The following is a 19436-nucleotide window of genomic DNA, read 5'->3' on the forward strand; positions in this document are numbered from 1 at the left end:
AAAAGGCGACTTTTCATCCAATAAATGGGATGAAAAGTCGTCTTTTCGTTTAATCATTATTTCTTACTTCGAAAAATCGTAAGTTCTTCAGTGGCCTCCCTTGTTCCCGGGGGATTTCGTTTGGCGGTCACTCGGCGGCAGGCGCGACGCTTCGATAGGTCAGGGACACCACTCCGTTAGAAAAGGCGGTCGATCTTTCGAGCCGCAGGCGTACCGGTTCGGCGAAGTCCTCGAACAACCGGGCGCCAGAGCCGACGACGACCGGAACGACGTTTAAGATCAGTTCGTCAAGCAAGCCTTCGCGCAGCAAAGCCCTAACCAGCATCGGGCTTCCCGGAATCTGAATGTTGCGCCCCGGCCCGCTCTTCAACTTCGCGATCTCTTCGATCAGTTCTCCGCGGATCAACGTCGCCGGCTGCCAGTCGAGCCGATCGAGCTTGCTCGAGACGACGTATTTCGTCGAGCGGTTTAGGAAATTAGCCATCGGGCTATCGTCGCTTTGGTGCCGCCAGAAACGCTCGAGAAGCGCGTACGTCCGGGAGCCGAACAACACGGCGTCCGCCTGCCCGAGGCCTTTCCCCATCCGTTCCATCATCTCGTCCGTCGTCCACTCGTGCGGCGATATTTCGTGCGCGTCGACGATTCCGTCCAGGGACATGAACAAACCTGCCACGATCTTTCTCATCGCCATTCCTCCCTTTTGGCCTATTCTACCATAAACTGGCGATTTTCCATGAACGCATGGCCATCCATCCCCAATCGCCGATCGCTTTTCCGGGAACGTTACGTGCCGATGCACCAAATCGTGTCCATCGCCGTACCTTCCGCCATTTAAAACGAAAGACGGCGAGGCGCGCCCATCGCGTCCTCTTCGCCGTCTTCCGCCCCGCGCCCTTAATCTCTCGACGCTTCGTAAAGCTTGCGGGCAGTGGAACGCCGGCCTAACCCGACCGTATACCTTACTAATTTCCGCGAAGAGGAGTCGATTGTAGAATGAAGCTTCCACCCCGGCAGACCGCGTCGATCTCGCAAGGCACGATCAAATATATCGCCATCGGCGAAGGTTCGCCTCCGATCGTGCTGATCAACGGGGGAGACGGTCCGCTCGAAGGCTGGTACAAAGTGCTCGAAGGCTTCTCCGGCGCAAGCGCCGTGTTCGCTTACAACCGCTTCGGCATCGGCGGCAGCGATAGGCCCCGCCGTCCGCAGGACGGCTTAACGATCGTCGCCGACTTACGCGAGCTGCTCGCCGCCGCCGGCGTGACTCCCCCTTACGTGCTCGTCGGCCACTCGTTCGGCGGGTTGTACGCGAACCTGTTCGCCAGGCTGCACCCGGACGAAGTCGCCGGCGTCGTGCTGCTCGAAGCGAGCCATCCGGGCGATCTCGAGATCGAGCGGTATCAGGGCCGGTTCGTGCGCGGCTTGAACCGGCTGCTCGGCGCGCTCTCCCGGCGCGACGAATTCAAGGAGACGAAGTTCGCAAAGCGGACGGCCGAACAGATCGAGTGCGCCGGGTCTTTCCCCGATGTGCCGCTCGTCGTCGTCACCGGAGGCAGAACGCTCCCTTCCTGGATGACGCCGAAGGAAGCGCTGGACCTCCGGAAGAACAATCAGCTCGCCTACGTCCGGCTTAGCCCTCAAGGCAGGCAGATCGTCGCCGCCGGAAGCGGTCACTTCCCCCAATTCTCCGAGCCGGCCGTCGTCGTCCAAGCGGTGCGAGATTGCTTGGAAGCCGCGCGCTCGCGAGAGTAGCTGCGGGCGGAACCTCGCAAGCCCCCTTACGTTTTCGTCCGAATCTCTTCGAGCAGCCGGTCGACGAACGCCTGGACGTCCATCGCCCCGAGCTCGCCTTCGCCGCGCTTGCGGACGGCTACCGTGCCGGACTCTCTCTCCTTCTCTCCTAACACGAGCATATAAGGCGCCTTCCCGAGCTGGGCTTCGCGAATCTTGTAGCCCAGCTTCTCGTTCCTGCCGTCCGCTTCCGCCCGGATGCCGACATCGGCTAATGCCCGCTTCACTTCGAGCGCGTAGTCCAGATAGCGGTCGGACACCGGGATGAGCTTCGCCTGCACCGGCGACAGCCAGAGCGGGAACGCGCCGGCGTAATGCTCCGTCAGAATGCCCATGAATCGGTCGATGGAACCGAATATGGCGCGGTGAAGCACGACCGGACGGCGCTTCTGGCCATCCTCGGCGACGTACGACAGCTCGAACTTCTCGGGCATCTGGAAATCCAGCTGCACCGTACCGCATTGCCAGCTTCTCTTGAGCGCGTCGAGAATGTGAAAGTCGATTTTCGGCCCGTAGAACGCCCCGTCGCCTTCGTTGATCCGGTATTCGACGCCGCGCTTATCGAGCACGTTCTGCAGGGAAGCTTCCGCCATGTCCCACAGTTCCTCCGCGCCCATGTAATCGTCCGGCCTCGTCGACAGCTCGATTTTGTACTCGAAACCGAACTCTTTGTACATCCGATCGATGAGATCGATCGCGCGACCGACTTCCTCTTCGATCTGATCCGGCCGGGCAAAGATGTGCGCGTCGTCCTGGCAGAACGTCCGGACTCGCATCATCCCGCTCAGCGCGCCGGAGTACTCGTGACGGTGCACCTGGCCGAACTCCGACAAGCGAATCGGCAAGTCCCGGTAGGAATGCAGCTCATTCTTGTAAATGATCATGTGCCCCGGACAGTTCATCGGCTTCAGCGCGAACTTCGTCTCGTCCACGTCCGTGAAGTACATGTTGTCCTTATAATGGTCCCAGTGCCCCGATTGCTCCCAGATGCGGTTGTTCATCATGAGCGGCGTGCGCACTTCCTCGTACCCCTGGCCGATCTGCGCGGACCGCGAGAAATTCTCCAGCTCCGTGCGGATCGTCATCCCCTTCGGCAAATAGAACGGCATGCCCGGCGCTTCCTCCGAGAACATGAACAGCCCGAGCTCCTTGCCTAGCCTCCGGTGATCCCTCAGCTTCGCTTCCTCCAACAGGCGAAGGTGCTCTTCGAGCTGCGCCTCCTTCGGAAAAGCCGTTCCGTAAATCCGCTGCAGCACCTTGTTCTTGGCATCCCCCCGCCAATAAGCCCCGGCGACGCTCGTCAGCTTGAACGCCTTGATCCGTCCCGTCGACGGCAGATGGGGACCCCGGCACAAGTCGATGAACTCCCCTTGCGTATATACCGCAATCTCCGCCGATGCCGGCAAGTCCCGGATCAGCTCCAGCTTATACGGGTTCTCCAGCTCCGCGAAAATGTTCTCGGCTTCCGAGCGGCTCACCGCCCGCCGAACGATCGGCAGATCCTCCCGCGCGATGCGGCGCATCTCCTCTTCGATCGCGGACAGGTCGTCGACCGACAACGGCTTCTCGATGTCGATGTCGTAATAGAATCCGTCCTCGATGACCGGACCGATGCCGAGCTTCACCGCCTTGCCGCCGTAGATTCTCTTGATCGCCTGCGCCATCAAGTGCGCCGTGCTGTGCCGGTACACGTCCAGCCCGTCTTTGCCGTCAAGCGTCACGATCTCGATCGCGCAGTCCCGTTCGATCGGATAGCTCAGATCCACGGGCTTACCGTCGATTTTCCCCGCCACCGCGTTTTTCTTGAGTCCCGGTCCGATCGCCGCGGCCACTTGCCCGACCGTCGTCCCCCGCTCGAATCCCCTTACGCTTCCGTCCGCCAATCCCACTTGAATCGCCACGATTAAAACCTCCTCGAAATGTGTTCCCCGGCGCCTTTCGCGCCTGGGGACGGTTGGTTTTGAACGCAAAAAAACGCCTCTATCCCGCGAAGGGACGAGTGCGTTCGGCTCGTGGTTCCACCCTCATTCGATCTGCCCCGCGCGCTTGCGGCAACGACATGGCAAATCCTCATTTCGGGATCCGTTAACGGGGATCGGACGGCGGCGGTTACTATCTCGCGAATACGGCTTGCGAGAGTTCATCGTCGCGGCTGCGAAGGGGTAATCTCCGTCCGGTGTCCGCAGGGGCTCGCACCAATCACCCCATTCTCTGAGCGGGCCTTGAAGGAAACCATGTCTCCGGTCATTGCCTTGAGGGTTATTATAGGGTCCGCGCGCCATTCGGTCAAGAGACGCGAACCTCTTCAATAGGGCTAACGCATTAGACTTAGACGTGCAACGCGGTTTGACCGCTCTACAGGAGCATTCGAGGCCACTTTGGTTGCTGTAAGGCGGTTTGACCTATATAATGCGTTAGCCCTGTTCTGTATAATCACTCGATTGCTGACCCCTACCACTTGAAATGCTTCCTTTTGCTCGATTACCGCCGATCGCCCCGATCCAATCGCACTTCCTCCACTAGCAGCATAGATGTCCCCACATAGCGTACTATTTTACATCCATCATAATAAAGTTCATAGTCACTGGAAATCTTCTGTTATACAATGGGGAAAAATGTATCCTAGAGGGGGTGGTACTGCGATGCGAAAAACGAAAATCGTAGCGACGATGGGACCGGCTAGCGACTCGCCGTCGGTGTTGAAACAAATGATGATGTCGGGCATGAACGTCGCGAGGTTGAACATGGCGCATGGCGATCTCGAAGAGCATCGGGGTCGCATCCGCAACGTTAGGACGGCAGCCGAAGAGGTCGGGTCGATCGTACCGATCCTGATGGACATTAAAGGACCGGAGATTCGGATCGGCAAGCTGCAGGCTCCGTCGTACGAATTGAAGGCAGGCGACAAGCTGACTCTTACGACGGAGACGATCGAAGGAACGGCGGAACGGGTCACCGTGACATACGCGGAGCTGCCCCGGGTGATCCGACCCGGCGGGCGAATATTGATCGACGACGGCTTGCTGGAGCTGACGGTGGACTACGTCGAAGGAACCGAGGTCGTCTGCACGGTCGCGAATCACGCGCTGCTTAAGCAGCGCAAAGGAGTTAACCTGCCTGGAGTGAAGACGACATTACCGGGCATTACGGAACGGGATATCAGCCACATCGATTTCGGTATTGCGGAAGGGGTCGATATTCTCGCCGTGTCGTTCGTTCGGAACGCGGAAGACATTATGAAGATTCGCGAATTACTGGCGGATAAAAGGGCTCCGCACATCCAAATCATCTCCAAAATCGAGAATGAGGAAGGCGCCGACCAGCTGGACGCGATCATCGCAGTATCCGACGGCATCATGGTGGCTCGCGGCGATCTCGGCGTCGAGATTCCGACGGAAGACGTGCCAATTCTGCAAAAACATATAATCGAACGGTGCAACGCCGCGGGCAAGCCCGTCATTGTCGCGACTCAAATGCTTGATTCGATGCAGTTCAATCCGCGGCCGACGCGCGCCGAGGTGAGTGACGTGGCGAACGCAGTGCTGCAAGGAACGGACGCCGTCATGCTGTCGGGGGAGACAGCCGCCGGCAAATACCCGCTCGAGTCGGTGCGCATGATGGCGACGATCGCCGAAAAAACCGAGGCGACGATCGATTACGGGGAGCAGTTCCTGCTGAAGACGTACCGGAGCGAAGGCATTACCGAAGTCGTCAGCCGCGCCGTCGTCAGCGCGTCGCTCGAGCTTAACGCGCGCGCGATCGTCACGCCGACCTTCAGCGGGTTTACCGCGAGAATGGTTTCGAAATATCGTCCATCGGCGCCGATTCTCGCAGTGACACCGAACGATAGCACGTTGATGGCATTGCAGCTACTTTGGGGCGTGACGCCGGTACGCGGCGTTATGGCGGAAACGACAGACGACTTACTCACATCCGCGCTGCAGGATTGCGGTCATGTCGTTCCGTGGCAGTTTGGCGATACGGTCATTATCACCGCCGGCGTGCCGGCCGGAAAGTCGGGTACAACGAATCTCATTCGGGTGCATCAAGTGGAGTAGGGCAGTAAGGGGAAAAACCATGCAACAAATGAGGCTAATTACTTTTTTCTGGCCTCCATTGGACTCAATCAAAAGAATTATCCGATGGCAATCTGCTGTTGGAATCCGAGTCTATATATCGAAACGACATTAATCGAGAGACGGAACGTACGATTGATGAAAATAGAATTGCCCGCATCGCAACGGCAACAAGTGGCGCAAAAGCCAATGTTGAAGAGGGTTCTCTGCAACCACTTGACTGTTTCTAATCTGGAGCTGGCTACGAAATAGTATGAAGAGATTTTCGGCTTAACTGTAAGGAATGACCTATCCCAAACCCATGCACGGTAAAGCCCCTTTCCAAGCCCGCTGCGAGATTTTCCGAAAAAACTTGCCGTTACTTGTGTTACGGTTCACCGTATCGAAGACACTGGTTGCCTTTGCGTTCGCCCCGCATGCTCGGCTCGATAGCCAACGAACCGCATTACCGCGCGGAAGTCCGCAAAATCAGGTTCATCCCTTCGACTTTGAGCTGGCCATATCGAATCGCCCAATCCTTAAAGGCTTCGAAAGCTTCGTCCGAATAGCCGAACGATTGCTTCATCTCGCATACGATGCGCTGTTCTTCTTCGTCGAAATTGCCATCCGCGTAAGTCAGCAGAACGATTTCCGCGAGGAACACGTTCTTGACCGCTTCTTCCTTCACGCCTCGGAGCAATTCGGCTAACGGCGTATCCGCCGATTCCGAATCCGGCTCCCAGACGCCCATCCCTAGCTCTTGCTTCCATCCGAGTATGTAATTTTTCTCGTTGAGGTTCACGAAGCCGTCGGAAGCAGCTACTCGGCTCGCCAGCTCCAAGAATGCTTTCTTATGCGCGGGATCCACTAGAAAATGCAAGAACAATGCGACTCTCTCCTTTGTGCCTTAACTTTCGTCTAATTCTGATACGGATGCGGAAGGAATCGGTTTCTCTTCCGATGCGGACCGGGAAGGGTTTCAACTCCCCTCCCCTTCCTTCTTCGCTCGTTTTCGCCAATTGCGCGGGTTGATATAACCCCTGATCTTCTTCGCGACTTCTTTGCCGACGAGCAGGACGCCCAGCCAGAACAGCACTTCGGCGACGATTAGAGCGACGGTGATGATTCCCGCCTTCGTCTTGGCGCTCATGGGCGCGAACGGAACGACGAACGGTACGACCCATAATAGCAAAGACGCGATAATGAAGCCGATGCCGAGTTTATACAACATCTTCTTCCTGTTAGCCATCCGATCTCTCCTTCGACGGTCTATTCGTTCTATTTTACCGTATCGGGAGATCCAATCGCCAGTCGTTGCACGTCATGAAAGTACCCGGCGGGTACTCGAAGCGGCATTCGGAGACGAGCCGAAACCCGAGCTTGCGGCAGATCGCGTTCGAAGCCGGATTGTCGACCGACGGGAACGCGTGCAGGCTCCTATGCTTCCGCTCCGCGGTTGCCGCTTCGACGACGAGCGCGGTCGCCGCGGCCGCGATGCCACGGCCTTGGAATGCCGGCAGCACGCCCCATCCCGTCTCGTAGATCGTCTCGCCTTGCCATTCCCTTTCCCAGTAGCCGATGCTCCCGACCGGCTCGAGTTCCGGCAGTCGCACGATGCTGAACATCCGGCCCGTACCCTTCCCGGCGATCGCGACGTATCGCTCGTGACGAACCTCTACCTGCTCGTCGGTTTCCGGTCCGCCCAGGTGCTCTAGCATCTCCGGCTCGTTCAGCCGATGGAGCAGCCCGAGATCGGAAGGCTCCCATGGCTTGATCGCCACTTGAATCGGCTCCGCCTTTCGCGACATTCCCCTCGCCCCCTCTTCGCTAGATCAATCGCCGCATGATGCCGACCAGCACGCCCTTGTCGTCGCCGAGACCCGCGAAGAACGCGCGGTCCGCCGCCTCTACTTCCCGCACCGCCCGGCCCGCCAGCGCGTCCCCTTCGGCCGTTACCGTGATGACGTTCGCCCGGGTATCGCTCGGATGCGGCTTGCGCGCCACGAGTCCTCTTTTCTCGAGCGTCCGCAGCACCTGCGACGTCACGTTCACGTCCACCTTGGCATACTGAGCCAGTTGGATCTGCGTGACGCCCCCATGTTCCCGGTCGTTTAGCCATTTGCACGAAAAGAGCAGGACGAATTGCGGATGCGTCAATTCGAGCGGCTCCAGCGCCATGCGTATTTCTTTCTGCCAGAGATTCGTCACCTGCCAGAGCAAAAACCCCGGACTTTCATTCGATTCCCGATATTCCGAACTCATGTTGCCCCTCCAGCATCGCGCTCGCGATCGTCAGAAAATCTTCGCGGGCGATCTCGAAATGTCCCGTACGGAAAAGATAACCCCAGTTCCGCTGCCCGCGAGTAAAAGTCAGTTGCCCGAGCATGCCGGCGATTTTCGCTTCTTTACACCGAGTATAGCGAATATCGCGGCGGAACGGTACAAAGGAATCGGACATGCGATATTCGTAGGCGTCGCCGTCTTCCACTTGGCCGATGGCGGTGAAAGCCTGCAACGGCTCACCTCCCCCGAAGTCCGTTCGCGGCGAATAATAGACGAGCCAATCTCCGGGCTTCATCCGCCGCAGCGGAGCGGACTTGCCATGGCAGAGCTGCGCGAAGCCTCCCTCGACGCCCCGTCTTACGTGCGAAGCGGACACGACGCCGATCCAGTAACGGGGTTGCCCGTCCGACGCTTCAGCCCGCATGTTGCCCCTCCCTCTCCAGAGCTAACGCGGCAAGACTTTCGATCGTATGCGGAACGCCCTTGGTAAAATGTTGAATCATTTGCGGTCCGACAACGTCGGCTCCGGGTCCCTCGATCGTCACTACATGCGTAATCCTCGTCCCCTCCGCTACCGGCTCCAGCACGTGAACGAAGCGGACTTGGACGCCCGCGTCCGGCAAATCCGTCACGTCGGTGAACCCTTTCAACGGAACGATTTCCGTGATTTCGAACGCCAGCGGGCTTTTGCCTTTCGGCTGCATGAGACCGTGGGCGCCGACGGCGAACGGGCCGTCTAACGAGACGCGTTCTTTGCCGCTGTCCCACAGCACCCAAGTCGGAATATCGCTGTACAGGCTCCAAATCGTTGCCGCTTTCGCTTTCGTCGTTACGGCATGCTCGAATTTCCACATTATATCATCAGCTCCATTTCGTATTTGCCTTTATTATATGTGTACATATTATATGTGTCAATATTAGTTGTGGGTGCCGGGGTTGCAGACCGGCGAATGGCTTCGCGAAGCGATGGCGCTGCCGGAGAACGGCTTGCGGCCTTAACGCGGGCCGAGCCAAAAACCGGAGCCGGACACCGATGATCGGCGTCTGCTTCCCGGTTTTTGGCCATGTTCGACACCCCCTCTACTTCACCCGCTATTTCCCAAATAACTTTTTGACCGAATGCAACGTCTAGTGGTTATGCTGTTATGCCATGCCATTCCAAGACGATGGAGTTGCCCCATGAGAAAAGTATTCGTTACGCTGGTCTTATCCGTCTTGCTCGCCGGGTGCGACCGGAACGTCTCCGCGCCGTCCCCGGACAAAGCGCCGATCGCGTCTGCTCCGGCGGCCGCTGATTCCTCGTTGAATTTCAAAGCGACCGCCGACGGCAAAATCATACTGAAGTGGAACACGCGCGACTTGTACGAAAAATTGGGGCTTGCCCCGCAATCCGGCGCCAAGCTTCGAGCTTATAGCCCGGATCAGTTCCCTAGAGTTTCGCCCGACGTGACGTACGCGTTTCATTCCAAGCCCGGCGAGGACCAAGGCATGTACTTCCAGCGCTTCCCCGCCGACGGGGCGATCCGCGCGACGTTAACCCGGGTCGATGCCGATTTCCGGCCGATCGACGACAACCCTCTCGTCTCGACGGTCACCCACGACCCGCGCAGCGCCAAGGACGTCGTGCACAAGTTTCCTTTCCGCGTCCACGTGCCGCTGCCGTCGGACGTCGATGCTCTCTATGCGATGCGAACGGAATTGGTCGAGAAGGACGGTACCGTCTCCGACTCCGTCATAAACGTGTTCTACGTGCCGGGTAAAGCGGTCAACGCGACGCTCGCGACGGACAAGGAAACGTACGCGCCGGGCGATACGTTGCTCTTGCGGCTGACGAACGGCGGGCCGACGAACCTCGGGCTCGGCAGCATGTATCTGCTCGAGAAGAAAGCCGACGACGGTTGGACGAAGCTTAACGCCGAGGCCAATTGGACGTTGGAAGGGTACACGTCGACGCCGGAGAACGATTTTACGCAGAAAATCAAGCTCGACGGTCTGTCCGTTGGAACGTACCGCATATCGAAAAGCGTCGGCGCGGAGAACGCGGACTTCGGCGTCACGTTATCGGATACGTTCGAGATTAAAGGTTGATTCGGGCGTCACGCTGACGAATACGTTTTTGCAGGAATCGCTCTTTCCTGGAGATGTAGCGTGACAATAACTTCATATTTGCTGTTTTCCGTTCGGCAAGCCGCCTTGCCTGCGTAAGATGATGCAAAGGTCGGCCTGCTTACGCGCCCAAGTCGATACGAAGATCAGACTTCTCGCACGCAAGACGATGCGAGGCCCGCCCTCTTGCGAGGAGCCTTGCGTCGTCTTTTTTATTCACAGTCCTATCCACAGAATCCACCCCGTATCCCCACCTTATGCACATGGTTATACACAGAGTTGTGCACAACTCTGTGTATAACTGAATTCCGGCGATAGTCGCTACCCGGAGAGAACGTAGACGAACGGCCGCTCAATTCGTTATTGCAATTCGGAAAACGTTGCTCTACACTGAGCACAATCGAATAAACGCGGGAGCTTGCAGAAGCAGGCTGAGAGTACGGCTGATCCGTCGTAGACCGTTTTAACCTGTTGGGTAATGCCATCGTAGGAAGAACAAGGATTTCGTGCGCGTGCTTTTGGCGCCTTACCCTCTTCTTAGGGTAAGGCGCTTTTTGATTTTCGCGCTCAAAAAAAGAAAGAGGTGCGGAGTTATGAACATTCGGCAATTGGCGGGCAAGCTGCAATCGGTCAGGGAAGCGAACCCGTTGGCGCACAACATCACCAACGTCGTCGGCCGCGAATGGGCGATCAAAGGCGTCGACGCGGGAACGGGCGGCGGAGGCGCCGCGGAGCGAATCGAAGGATGACGGCGCCAAGCAAAGTTGCGAAGGCGGGTAAGGTAGCAAGAGCGTTAACGATTGCGGGTTCGGACAGCGGCGGCGGCGCGGGCATTCAAGCCGACCTGAAGACGTTCCAGGAGCTGAGGGCGTTCGGCATGTCCGCGATTACGGCCGTCACGGCCCAAAATACGTTAGGCGTGAGGGGAATCTATCCGCTCCCGGCCGAAGCGGTGCGCATGCAGATCGACGCCATCGGCGAAGACATCGGCGCGGACGCGGTGAAGACGGGAATGCTGTTCGGCGACGAGATCATCGTCGCCGTCGCGGAAGGCATCCGCCGGTTCGGCTGGCGCAACGTCGTCGTCGATCCGGTCATGATCGCCAAGGGCGGCGCCTCGCTTCTGCAAGAGCAAGCGGTTCGAGCGCTGAAGGAATCCCTTCTTCCGCTGGCGATGGTCGTCACGCCCAACATACCGGAAGCCGAAGTGCTGACGGGAATAGCCATCTCCGGCGTGACGGCGAAGAAAGAAGCCGCGAAGCGGTTGGCCGATTTCGGCGCGAAGCATGTCGTGCTGAAGGGCGGCCACGACGTCTCCGAGGACGGGCAAGCGGTGGATTTGCTGTACGACGGGCGGGATTTCCATGAATTCCGAAGCGCGCGAAGGGATACGCGGCATACGCACGGCACGGGCTGCACGTTCGCCGCCGCGATTACGGCAGAGCTGGCGAAGGGGCGCGGCGTGGCGGAAGCCGTCGAAGTCGCCAAGGCGTTCATCCAAGCCGCGATCGAGGATTCGCTGGAGCTCGGGCAAGGTCACGGTCCGACCAACCACTGGGCATACCGGGAGCGGGAGAGAGCGCGATGAGCGGGGCGGCATGGCTAGAGGATGCCGTTCGCCGGGCGTTACGCCTGTATTTCATTATGGGCAGCAATAATTGCCCGCCGGGGCACGATCCCGCGCAAGTGCTGTCGGAAGCGATTCAGGGAGGCATCTTGCCCGGAAGTCGCTTCCCGGCAACAACCCCGAAGAAATTGCAGGATGCGGAAAGAAGGCCGAAGACCGCCTCCATGCGGCGGTCTCCGGCCTTCAGATCGTCGAGAAACCCGCGTGCTTTATTGTTTCCAAAAAGCCTCGTTCCATTGGACATGTTACGAATTCCCTGGGATTCGCTGTTACCCGCTGAACGCATCCCTTCCGACAAACTGCAAAAGTACAGTTTGTTCAGGGTGATCTTGTCAAAACGACTCGACAACCTGTAAAAATACATTTTGTCGAGTCGAAATGGAGCATTTCTTACGAGAAAGTAGTTAACAACCTGCATATTTGCAGGTTGTCTACGAACATTTGAATAAACGAGCCAAACAACCTGCATATTTGCAGGTTGTTTGGCTGTTGGGGCGGAAACGGCTAAGCGAAAATGGCAGATCGGCAAAAATGCGATTGAGCAACCGTAGATAAGGACTTTCTCGACAACCTGAAGGCCGAAGACCGCCTCCATGGAGGCGGTCTCCGGCCTTTGCCCTATTCATGCTACTTTTGTTGCGACGTGCGAAGCGAGCTCAGTTCCGCCGACAAGATCATGCCGCTTCCGCCGACGACGTATACTTTGCCTTCGAACGTCACGACGCCGTTTAACCGTTCGGTCACGAGAACCTGTTGCTTTGTCCAGTGGGTCGCGTCCGGCGACAAGAAAATCGAGCCTTCCGCGCCGACGGCGATAAAGTGGTCTCCGGCGAAACCGATACCGTATAGGCCGGTGCTTGCGCCTCGAATCGTGAACCCGTCCTCGAAGGACGACTCCGTCCACGTCTTGCCGTCGGACGAGCTGAGAACCGTCGACGTATCGATATTGACGTACAGGCCGGCGGTCGACACCGCGAATTTGCCATTGCCCCATACGACGTCGTAATAATCGCCCCGGAAGTTCCGGTATATTTTCGTCCACTTTACGCCGTCCTGCGAGACCAGGATCAGCCCGGCTTCGCCGACCGCCACGAACGTGCTTCCGTTCCATTCGATCGAGTTGATGTCGACGGTCGCGTTGGACTTCTGTTTCGTCCACTTCGCGCCGTCTTTCGACGATAGAATAACGCCTTTCGCTCCTACCGCGTAATACGTATTCCCCGCTTTGAGAACCTTGTACAGCGACTCCGTCGTCGGGGAAGCGACCGTCTGCCAGACGACGCCGTCCTTGGACGTCGCCATCGTCCCCTTCGAACCGACGGCCAGAAACTTGCTTCCGGTCCAGACGGCGCTATAAAGCGGATAGACGCCTTGCTTCTGCGAGCCCGTCCAAGCTCCGGCGCGATTCCTTTGCAAGGACGCGAGCGAACTGATCTTCACCGAGTCGCGGTCCTTGTATCCGCCGACCAACACCATTTTGCCGTCTCCGACGGCGCCCATGCTCAGGCTCAGCGCGGAGATCGGATATCTCTTCGCTTGCTTCCACGACTTGCCGTCCGTCGACGTCTGAACGCCGAAGTTGGTTACCGAGACGTACTGTTTGCCGTTATAGAGAGAATAGAGCGGCACTTGCGACGGGTCTTTCTTGTTGACGAGCCCCGCGTCGCTCCACTTCGTTCCGTCTTTGGAAGAGAGGGCGATCCTGAACCAGTCGTCCTTCTTGCCCGAATTGACCCAATCCCCTCCGAGCAGGATGAACCGGTCCTTCACCCAATCGATCTGACTCCAGAACCCCTTAGAAGCGACGTATTTCCATTTCACGCCGTCCTTGGAGAGCATGATCGTATAGTCGCCGACCGCGACGAAGTTGCCGCCGCCGTAAGCCAGACTCCAGATTTGCTCGTAGTTGGGCTGCTTCGTCTTCGATTTCGTCCACTTGAGACCGTCCTTCGAGACGGCGGCGACGCCCCCCTCGTATCCGGCGGCGACGAACGTGCCGTTCCCCCAGGCGACTCCCGTGATGTTCGTTTCCAGCAAGCCCTTGGCCTGCCTCGTCCATTTCTGACCGTCATCGGAAGAATAGATGTACGCTTCGCCGTTGTTGCCGCCGACGGCGACGAATCGCTTGCCGTTCCATGCCGCGTCCCGGATGCTGATGGCGAATTCGACGATTTTCTGCGCGTTCTCCGTCCAGTTCACCCCGTCGGATGACGTCCAGATGTCCGTCGTCCTGGACCCCAGTTGCTGCTGGCCGAAAGCCAGAAACTTGCCCGCTCCATAGACGACGACGTCGAAATCTCCGTTATAGCCCGTCTCGTTCGTCTGCCACGCGATGCCGTCCTTGGACGTCTTCGCGATGCCGCCCGGACCGACCGCGACGTACAGGCCGTCGCCGTAAGCGTAATCTCTCGTCGAGAAGCTGACGTGCGATTTCTCCAACGTCCAGTCGAGGAATCTCGGGTCCATCGCCGTATAGGCCGACGGCGCCGCTTTCTGCTTCGAGTAGTCGTCTTGGAATTTCACGTTGCGCTGTTTGAGCGATTCGATGGCCGCCTTGGCGGATTCGTCGTTCATATCGACGACGTTCTCCGACATTCTCAAATAGCGGAGTTGGGACAATTCGAGCAGCGGAGACAAATCCCGCACGTTGTTGTCGTCGATCTCCACGTCCGTCAAACTCTGCAAGGAAGAAAGCGTGCCGATGTCTTCGATCAGATTATGCGAAACGCTCAGCAGCTGCAGCTTGCCCAAGCTCTTCAGCGGGGACAAGTCCTTGACGTTGTTGCCGCTTAGCGTCAAATATTGAAGCCTCGACAACCCCGCTAGCGGGGTCAAATCCTCGATCCGATTGCCGGGCGCGTCGAGCTCCACCAGGTTCACGGCATATTCCAATCCCTTTAACGACCGAAGCTGTCCGTCGGTCTGGGAGTTGCGCGCGAATATCGTATTCAGCTGAGCCATATCGGCCTCCGTGATCGCGCCGGCCGGCTTGTCCAGCGATTCCCGAATCGCTTTCTCCAAGGCGGGATCTTCGATGACGACTCCTTCCGCGAACGCCGGCGTTAACGGCGCCGCCGCGAAGGCGAGAAGAAAGGCGCATAATACGAGTAAATAACGAGAGTAGCGGGCCATGGCGATTGTCCTCTTTTCCGTCTAGTAGAATTGTCGGTAGATTCCATTCATTCCCTTACAAACGATCAACTCCAAGTAGAATAGCATATTCCGAGGAAAAATAAACCATTTGAGAGACCCGTTCGGCCGCGGGAAAACGACGCAATAAGGGCCGGACCCCCTCCTATCGAGGCGATTCCGGCCCTTGTCTTTTGTTATTTTATAACTCCTTCGTCATAAACACGCTGTAAGGATCTTCCGCGTAATCCGAGAACGGTCCGCAAATCCGGAATCCAAAGCTTTCGTATAGCTTGTGCGCCGGCACGAAGCCCGCCGTTGAGCCCGTCTCCAGGCTGAGCCGCCGGAAACCGCGACTCCTAGCTTCTTCGAAGATATGCGCAAGAAGTAGCTTGGCAACGCCTTTTCTAAGATGCGCGGATGCCGTTCGCATCGACTTCAGCTCGGCGTGCTTGTCGCCGAGATCCTTGATCGCCCCGCATCCGACCAGATCGCCATGCTCCCATACGCTCCAGAATGTAATCTCCGGCTTGCGCAGCCTGTCGAGATCCAACGCATGGACGCTCTCCGGCGGGCTTTCCGCAGACATCCCCAGTAGGTGCTCTTCGAGCAATGCCGCGATCTCCGGCCCCGACAAATCATCGATCATGATTTCCATCCTAATCCCCCCGAATTCTATTTCTACGATTGATCGGCATTTCTATTTTCATTATAAAAAAACGCCCGCCTCCGCGGAAGATGCTCTTCCGTGAAAGCAAGCGATTTGTTGACCGCGCCGTGAAATGATTCACCCCTCTGTTCTCGATTACAATTTGCCTTTGATGTCGAGCAGATACTTGGCGATGACGGCGATCGCGCCGACGTAGTAGCCGACCAGCACGATCCATCCGGTCGTGTCCATGACGGAGATCGACGCGAGCACGAGCAGAGGAAGCACGTAGCTGACGATGTCCTTCAGATAAACCAGGACGGATTCGTGAGCGACTTTACCGCCCTTCAACGACTTGTACAATCCGACCAAGAAATCGGCCGCCATCGAGCCCAACACGACCCACATGGCGATTTCCATCCAGTACGTTAACGTACCAATCATTTTGCCTCACCTCCTTATTAAGGAAGTTCACAAAGTCATTCAGAGGGTGAATATTATCCGCTTACATTATATGCCGGTCCGCTCGAGGTTGTACCTCCGCTAACGGAAGGGGACACTCGCCCGGAATCTCCGATTGTCGACGCCTGTCGGAGGAATCCCGCCGATCATGTCGAATTCATCATAAAGCTTCTTATATTTGGAAATATCACCCTGGCTGGAGGCAAACTTTCATGTATCTCTCTCATTCGGATTTGCGGGCGCGCGCAAGGTTTAGCTTACAAGGAAACTGGGGGAAAAGCATCGGAGCGTCGGTCTTGTCGTGGATCGTAGTCACTGCGCTCGGCGCCGTTCCTTTTCTTGGCTCCATTCTGGCTCTCATCTTCACCGGGGCGATCAACTACGGTTTGGCGGACTTCAGCTTACGCATCGCCAGGAACGAGCCCCTTAACGTCGGCGACGTTTTCAGCGGCTTTCAAAGGCTGGGCCGTACTTTTATGCTTTATCTTCTGATGAACATCTTCATTTTCCTTTGGACTCTGCTGCTTCTCATTCCCGGACTCATCGCGTACTTACGCTATTCCATGTCCTATTTCATTCTCAAGGATAACCCGGAACTGTTTGCCTCGGAAGCCATCCGTCGCAGCAAGCAGCTGATGTATGGACACAAATGGCGTTATTTCGTGCTCAACCTCACGTTTATCGGCTGGGCTTTGCTCGGGGTGCTCACGTGTTTCGTTGGATATTTATGGTTGCTCCCTTACATTAGGGTCACCCAGGCGCATTTCTACGAAGATCTGATCCGCGGAGACGCCAAGCTTCCGGAACCTCCGGCGCCGGATACTTTCATCCCGTCGAACTAACGAGGAGGCCCCCTGCCCATGACCAGAAAAGAGTTATCCCCTTCGGGTAATCCGATTTATTACCACGAAGCCAAAGATCGTCCCTTTCAGCCGGCTACCGGGGATGTCGCGACCATCGACTTGATTACCGATCATGTCGAGAAGCATATCGGTCCCGTTCACAACGTATATCATGAAATCGTCTCCGATAGGGTACATCTCGATATTCTGTTCGTGGCGCCGACGAAAGAACGCAACTACTATACGTTGGTGACCTGCGGCATGAGCGACCTGCCGATGACCGTGCCGGAAGGGGCCGAAGCTTTCCGGTACGCGGAGCTCATGCTCTGTCTCCCCGCGGATTGGCGCTTCTCGGACGAAGCCTTCCGCGACGAAAACCATTATTGGCCGCTGCGATGCTTGAAAACGATCGCGAGGTTGCCTCATGAATACGATACTTGGTTATACGCGGCGCACACGATTCCGAACGGCGATCCGGCCGAGCCTTACGCGGACAATACGAAGCTTGCCGGCATGATCCTTTCCATCCCTACGGCCGCGGAGCCGCAGGACGAGTTTTTTACGCTAACCTCGCCAGAGAAGGAAGTCCATTTCTTCAGCCTGATTCCCCTTTATCCCGAGGAGATGGATTATAAGCTCCGGCACGGCGCAGACGAATTATTCGAGAAGCTGAATAAGATCGGAGTCACCGAACTTCTCGACGCGAAACGCAAAAACACGTGCAAAAAACGGTTCGGCTTGTTTTAACGGCATGCGAAAAAAGGCCCCGAGGTCGATGTTTCTTCGACTCGGGGCCTTTGTTGCATGTAGGCCGACGGCTCCGCGGGAACCGGGATGGGCGCAACGTTCGGGCAATGCCCGGAGATTCGCTAGGATTATTCGGGCTTATTTTGACACTTTATATTATTTGACAGTCACTTTCATTTTATATATACTCTCATTACGAAACGTATTCGTAAAGGGAGGTTTTCGCATTGGAACGCAAGAATAACAAGGCCCTTATCGTAACCGGACTGATTATCGGGATTATTTTCTCCGAGCTCGACGAAACGGTCGTCAGCACGGCGATGCCGACGATCATACGGGACTTGAACGGGTTGTCGCTGTATGGTTGGGTGGCGGGGATTTACATGCTGACAATGACGTCCTTCATGCCCATTCTGGGCAAACTGGCGGATTTGTACGGTCGCAAAAAAATCTATATCCTAAGCATGAGCCTATTCATCGCGGGGTCGGTCATTAGCGGATTCGCGACCTCGATGCCCGTACTGCTCTTGGGACGCGGCATTCAGGGAATCGGCGCGGGAGGGCTAATGCCTCTTGCCATGGTCATCTTCGGCGATACTTTCACCGTCGAGCAGCGTGCGAAGACTCAGGGGATATTCGGCGCCATTATGTTTATCCCGCAATTGTTAGGTCCGCTTCTCGGAGGGTATTTGACGCAGCATATTTCGTGGCATTGGATTTTCTGGGTCAACATTCCGGTCGGAATCGTTGCCGCGGCCGTGCTTTCGGCCGGTCTCACCGAGTCCAAAGGAAACAAGGAAGCCAGCATCGACTGGGCAGGCGCTTTCCTGCTCGTCGGGTCGATCGTGTCCTTGTTGATTACGCCTGTTCTTCATGAAACCGAAGGTTACGCCTGGGGATCGCCGACGATCATGGGCTTGTGGGCTCTCGGCGCGGTTCTGCTCGCAGCGTTCGTATTCGTGGAGTTCAAGGCGAAAGAGCCGATTCTGCCTCTGCATCTATTTAAGAATCGGACGTTCGTCGTCTTGTCCCTCATCGTATTTACGCTGGTCATCGGAATCATGGGGTCCTTCGCCTCGTTCCCGTTCTTCGCCCAGAACGTGCTCGGGCTGTCGCCTATCGCATCCGGTTACCTCACCTTGCCATTGATGGTTGGAGCTGTCTTAGCAAGCGTGGTTTCCGGACGACTGATGACGAAAGTGCCTTACCGGACAATCTTCGTCGTATCGATGATGCTGCCAGCCCTTGCGTTCTATCTCATGAGCGGTCTCGACGCGAACACCCGCATTATCGAGATCTGCGCGTACTTCGTTATTTTGGGCCTCGGATTCGGCGTTCTGTTCAACAACAACCTGATCGTCCAAGAATCGGTCGACAAAGAACATAGCGGCGTCGCTCTGACGTCGGTTACCTTGTTCCAATCGTTCGGACTCACGATCGGGGTCAGCGTATTCGGGAGCCTGCTCGCATCCCATATTACGTCCGGTGTCGGCAAGCTCGCGGGCTCGCTGCCGGCGGGTAGCGCCGAAGAACTCGGCCATGCCGCCCAAGGGGGCATTCCCGAAGGAATCGACGCGACTCTCGTTGAACAGATTAAGGGCATATTCTCGGATGCTTTTCAACATCTATATTGGGTCTCTTTCGGCTTTGCCATCGTCGTCGTGCTCATCTGCTTGTTCTTGAAAAGGGAAGTGCTATCCGTTACGGATACCGGGAAGAAAGAGGAAGCGGCGTTGGAAGCTTGA

20 protein-coding genes are annotated in these 19436 nt (G+C 57.0%); 8 read left to right on the forward strand and 12 right to left on the reverse strand.

The window, feature by feature from the left end; translation table 11 throughout:
* Window positions 1-127: 127 nt before the first annotated feature.
* Window positions 128-685 carry a dihydrofolate reductase family protein gene (locus ACFPPD_RS05800; RefSeq protein ID WP_209750242.1) on the reverse strand — a complete coding sequence of 186 codons (558 nt, stop codon included), beginning with the start codon at window positions 683-685 and terminating at the stop codon, window positions 128-130.
* 308 nt (window positions 686-993) lie between these two features.
* On the opposite strand from ACFPPD_RS05800, the gene ACFPPD_RS05805 reads away from it, so the two are divergent.
* The gene (locus ACFPPD_RS05805) at window positions 994-1752 is read left to right on the forward strand and encodes an alpha/beta fold hydrolase (RefSeq protein ID WP_209750240.1); all 759 of its coding nucleotides are present in this window, start codon (window positions 994-996) and stop codon (window positions 1750-1752) included.
* A 26-nt stretch (window positions 1753-1778) separates the two neighbouring features.
* On the opposite strand, the gene thrS is transcribed toward ACFPPD_RS05805, so the two are convergent.
* Entirely contained in the window at window positions 1779-3692 is a 1914-nt protein-coding gene (gene thrS / locus ACFPPD_RS05810) for a threonine--tRNA ligase (RefSeq protein ID WP_209750238.1), read from the reverse strand.
* A gap of 741 nt (window positions 3693-4433) precedes the next feature.
* Here thrS and pyk point away from each other — a divergent pair.
* The gene (gene pyk / locus ACFPPD_RS05815) at window positions 4434-5849 is read left to right on the forward strand and encodes a pyruvate kinase (protein ID WP_209750236.1); all 1416 of its coding nucleotides are present in this window, start codon (window positions 4434-4436) and stop codon (window positions 5847-5849) included.
* A 463-nt stretch (window positions 5850-6312) separates the two neighbouring features.
* On the opposite strand, the gene ACFPPD_RS05820 is transcribed toward pyk, so the two are convergent.
* The 6 genes from ACFPPD_RS05820 to ACFPPD_RS05845 all read right to left on the reverse strand — a co-directional run bounded on the left by ACFPPD_RS05820 (window position 6313) and on the right by ACFPPD_RS05845 (window position 8983).
* Window positions 6313-6732 carry a TerB family tellurite resistance protein gene (locus ACFPPD_RS05820; protein ID WP_209750234.1) on the reverse strand — a complete coding sequence of 140 codons (420 nt, stop codon included), beginning with the start codon at window positions 6730-6732 and terminating at the stop codon, window positions 6313-6315.
* A 93-nt stretch (window positions 6733-6825) separates the two neighbouring features.
* Window positions 6826-7095 carry a transporter suffix domain-containing protein gene (locus tag ACFPPD_RS05825; RefSeq protein ID WP_209750232.1) on the reverse strand — a complete coding sequence of 90 codons (270 nt, stop codon included), beginning with the start codon at window positions 7093-7095 and terminating at the stop codon, window positions 6826-6828.
* Between the two features lie 34 nt (window positions 7096-7129).
* A complete protein-coding gene (locus ACFPPD_RS05830) occupies window positions 7130-7654 on the reverse strand; it encodes a GNAT family N-acetyltransferase (protein ID WP_209750230.1) in 525 nt (174 codons plus the stop codon).
* A 19-nt stretch (window positions 7655-7673) separates the two neighbouring features.
* A complete protein-coding gene (locus tag ACFPPD_RS05835; protein WP_209750228.1) occupies window positions 7674-8108 on the reverse strand; it encodes a MarR family winged helix-turn-helix transcriptional regulator in 435 nt (144 codons plus the stop codon).
* Window positions 8080-8553 carry an EVE domain-containing protein gene (locus ACFPPD_RS05840; protein WP_209750227.1) on the reverse strand — a complete coding sequence of 158 codons (474 nt, stop codon included), beginning with the start codon at window positions 8551-8553 and terminating at the stop codon, window positions 8080-8082. Before ACFPPD_RS05840 ends, ACFPPD_RS05835 begins: the two co-directional genes overlap by 29 nt.
* Entirely contained in the window at window positions 8543-8983 is a 441-nt protein-coding gene (locus tag ACFPPD_RS05845) for an SRPBCC family protein (protein WP_209750226.1), read from the reverse strand. The genes ACFPPD_RS05840 and ACFPPD_RS05845 overlap by 11 nt, the downstream gene beginning before the upstream one ends.
* A 325-nt stretch (window positions 8984-9308) precedes the next feature.
* Here ACFPPD_RS05845 and ACFPPD_RS05850 point away from each other — a divergent pair, with 325 nt between their 5' ends.
* From ACFPPD_RS05850 to thiD, 3 genes are all read left to right on the forward strand, one after another.
* The gene (locus ACFPPD_RS05850; RefSeq protein WP_209750225.1) at window positions 9309-10217 is read left to right on the forward strand and encodes an immunoglobulin-like domain-containing protein; all 909 of its coding nucleotides are present in this window, start codon (window positions 9309-9311) and stop codon (window positions 10215-10217) included.
* A gap of 611 nt (window positions 10218-10828) precedes the next feature.
* Window positions 10829-10984: a hypothetical protein gene (locus tag ACFPPD_RS05855; RefSeq protein ID WP_209750224.1), complete on the forward strand. Its 156-nt coding sequence runs from the start codon at window positions 10829-10831 to the stop codon at window positions 10982-10984.
* On the forward strand, window positions 10981-11823 hold the full coding sequence (gene thiD, locus ACFPPD_RS05860; protein ID WP_209750223.1) for a bifunctional hydroxymethylpyrimidine kinase/phosphomethylpyrimidine kinase: 843 nt from the start codon (window positions 10981-10983) through the stop codon (window positions 11821-11823). Before ACFPPD_RS05855 ends, thiD begins: the two co-directional genes overlap by 4 nt.
* A 115-nt stretch (window positions 11824-11938) precedes the next feature.
* Here thiD and ACFPPD_RS05865 read toward each other — a convergent pair whose 3' ends face one another.
* From ACFPPD_RS05865 to ACFPPD_RS05880, 4 genes are all read right to left on the reverse strand, one after another.
* Entirely contained in the window at window positions 11939-12457 is a 519-nt protein-coding gene (locus ACFPPD_RS05865) for a hypothetical protein (RefSeq protein WP_209750222.1), read from the reverse strand.
* Window positions 12458-12489: 32 nt separating this feature from the next.
* Window positions 12490-14994, reverse strand: a complete 2505-nt coding sequence (locus ACFPPD_RS05870) for a leucine-rich repeat domain-containing protein (protein ID WP_209750221.1) — start codon at window positions 14992-14994, stop codon at window positions 12490-12492.
* A gap of 199 nt (window positions 14995-15193) precedes the next feature.
* Window positions 15194-15649: a GNAT family N-acetyltransferase gene (locus ACFPPD_RS05875; RefSeq protein ID WP_209750220.1), complete on the reverse strand. Its 456-nt coding sequence runs from the start codon at window positions 15647-15649 to the stop codon at window positions 15194-15196.
* A gap of 147 nt (window positions 15650-15796) precedes the next feature.
* Window positions 15797-16084, reverse strand: coding sequence for a hypothetical protein (locus ACFPPD_RS05880; RefSeq protein ID WP_209750219.1), 288 nt, complete (start codon window positions 16082-16084; stop codon window positions 15797-15799).
* A gap of 314 nt (window positions 16085-16398) precedes the next feature.
* Here ACFPPD_RS05880 and ACFPPD_RS05885 point away from each other — a divergent pair, with 314 nt between their 5' ends.
* The 3 genes from ACFPPD_RS05885 to ACFPPD_RS05895 all read left to right on the forward strand — a co-directional run bounded on the left by ACFPPD_RS05885 (window position 16399) and on the right by ACFPPD_RS05895 (window position 19436).
* Complete coding sequence (locus ACFPPD_RS05885) at window positions 16399-16944, forward strand: DUF975 family protein (protein WP_378081504.1); 546 nt, start codon at window positions 16399-16401, stop codon at window positions 16942-16944.
* Between the two features lie 18 nt (window positions 16945-16962).
* Entirely contained in the window at window positions 16963-17691 is a 729-nt protein-coding gene (locus tag ACFPPD_RS05890; RefSeq protein ID WP_209750217.1) for a suppressor of fused domain protein, read from the forward strand.
* 227 nt (window positions 17692-17918) lie between these two features.
* The gene (locus ACFPPD_RS05895; RefSeq protein ID WP_209750216.1) at window positions 17919-19436 is read left to right on the forward strand and encodes an MDR family MFS transporter; all 1518 of its coding nucleotides are present in this window, start codon (window positions 17919-17921) and stop codon (window positions 19434-19436) included.

The sequence above is a fragment of the Cohnella suwonensis genome (genome assembly GCF_042655365.1).
Classification (GTDB): domain Bacteria; phylum Bacillota; class Bacilli; order Paenibacillales; family Paenibacillaceae; genus Cohnella; species Cohnella suwonensis.

Excerpts from the sequence above, each read along its gene's own strand:
- ACFPPD_RS05800 (WP_209750242.1), bottom strand. The coding sequence starts at position 685 with ATGAGAAAGATCGTGGCAGGTTTGTTCATGTCCCTGGACGGAATCGTC.
- ACFPPD_RS05835 (WP_209750228.1), bottom strand. The coding sequence starts at position 8,108 with ATGAGTTCGGAATATCGGGAATCGAATGAAAGTCCGGGGTTTTTGCTC.
- ACFPPD_RS05875 (WP_209750220.1), bottom strand. The coding sequence starts at position 15,649 with ATGGAAATCATGATCGATGATTTGTCGGGGCCGGAGATCGCGGCATTG.
- ACFPPD_RS05855 (WP_209750224.1), top strand. The coding sequence starts at position 10,829 with ATGAACATTCGGCAATTGGCGGGCAAGCTGCAATCGGTCAGGGAAGCG.
- ACFPPD_RS05865 (WP_209750222.1), bottom strand. The coding sequence starts at position 12,457 with ATGGAGGCGGTCTTCGGCCTTCAGGTTGTCGAGAAAGTCCTTATCTAC.
- ACFPPD_RS05840 (WP_209750227.1), bottom strand. The coding sequence starts at position 8,553 with ATGCGGGCTGAAGCGTCGGACGGGCAACCCCGTTACTGGATCGGCGTC.
- ACFPPD_RS05870 (WP_209750221.1), bottom strand. The coding sequence starts at position 14,994 with ATGGCCCGCTACTCTCGTTATTTACTCGTATTATGCGCCTTTCTTCTC.
- pyk (WP_209750236.1), top strand. The coding sequence starts at position 4,434 with ATGCGAAAAACGAAAATCGTAGCGACGATGGGACCGGCTAGCGACTCG.
- ACFPPD_RS05805 (WP_209750240.1), top strand. The coding sequence starts at position 994 with ATGAAGCTTCCACCCCGGCAGACCGCGTCGATCTCGCAAGGCACGATC.
- ACFPPD_RS05880 (WP_209750219.1), bottom strand. The coding sequence starts at position 16,084 with ATGATTGGTACGTTAACGTACTGGATGGAAATCGCCATGTGGGTCGTG.
- ACFPPD_RS05825 (WP_209750232.1), bottom strand. The coding sequence starts at position 7,095 with ATGGCTAACAGGAAGAAGATGTTGTATAAACTCGGCATCGGCTTCATT.
- ACFPPD_RS05850 (WP_209750225.1), top strand. The coding sequence starts at position 9,309 with ATGAGAAAAGTATTCGTTACGCTGGTCTTATCCGTCTTGCTCGCCGGG.
- thiD (WP_209750223.1), top strand. The coding sequence starts at position 10,981 with ATGACGGCGCCAAGCAAAGTTGCGAAGGCGGGTAAGGTAGCAAGAGCG.
- ACFPPD_RS05845 (WP_209750226.1), bottom strand. The coding sequence starts at position 8,983 with ATGTGGAAATTCGAGCATGCCGTAACGACGAAAGCGAAAGCGGCAACG.
- ACFPPD_RS05830 (WP_209750230.1), bottom strand. The coding sequence starts at position 7,654 with ATGTCGCGAAAGGCGGAGCCGATTCAAGTGGCGATCAAGCCATGGGAG.
- ACFPPD_RS05890 (WP_209750217.1), top strand. The coding sequence starts at position 16,963 with ATGACCAGAAAAGAGTTATCCCCTTCGGGTAATCCGATTTATTACCAC.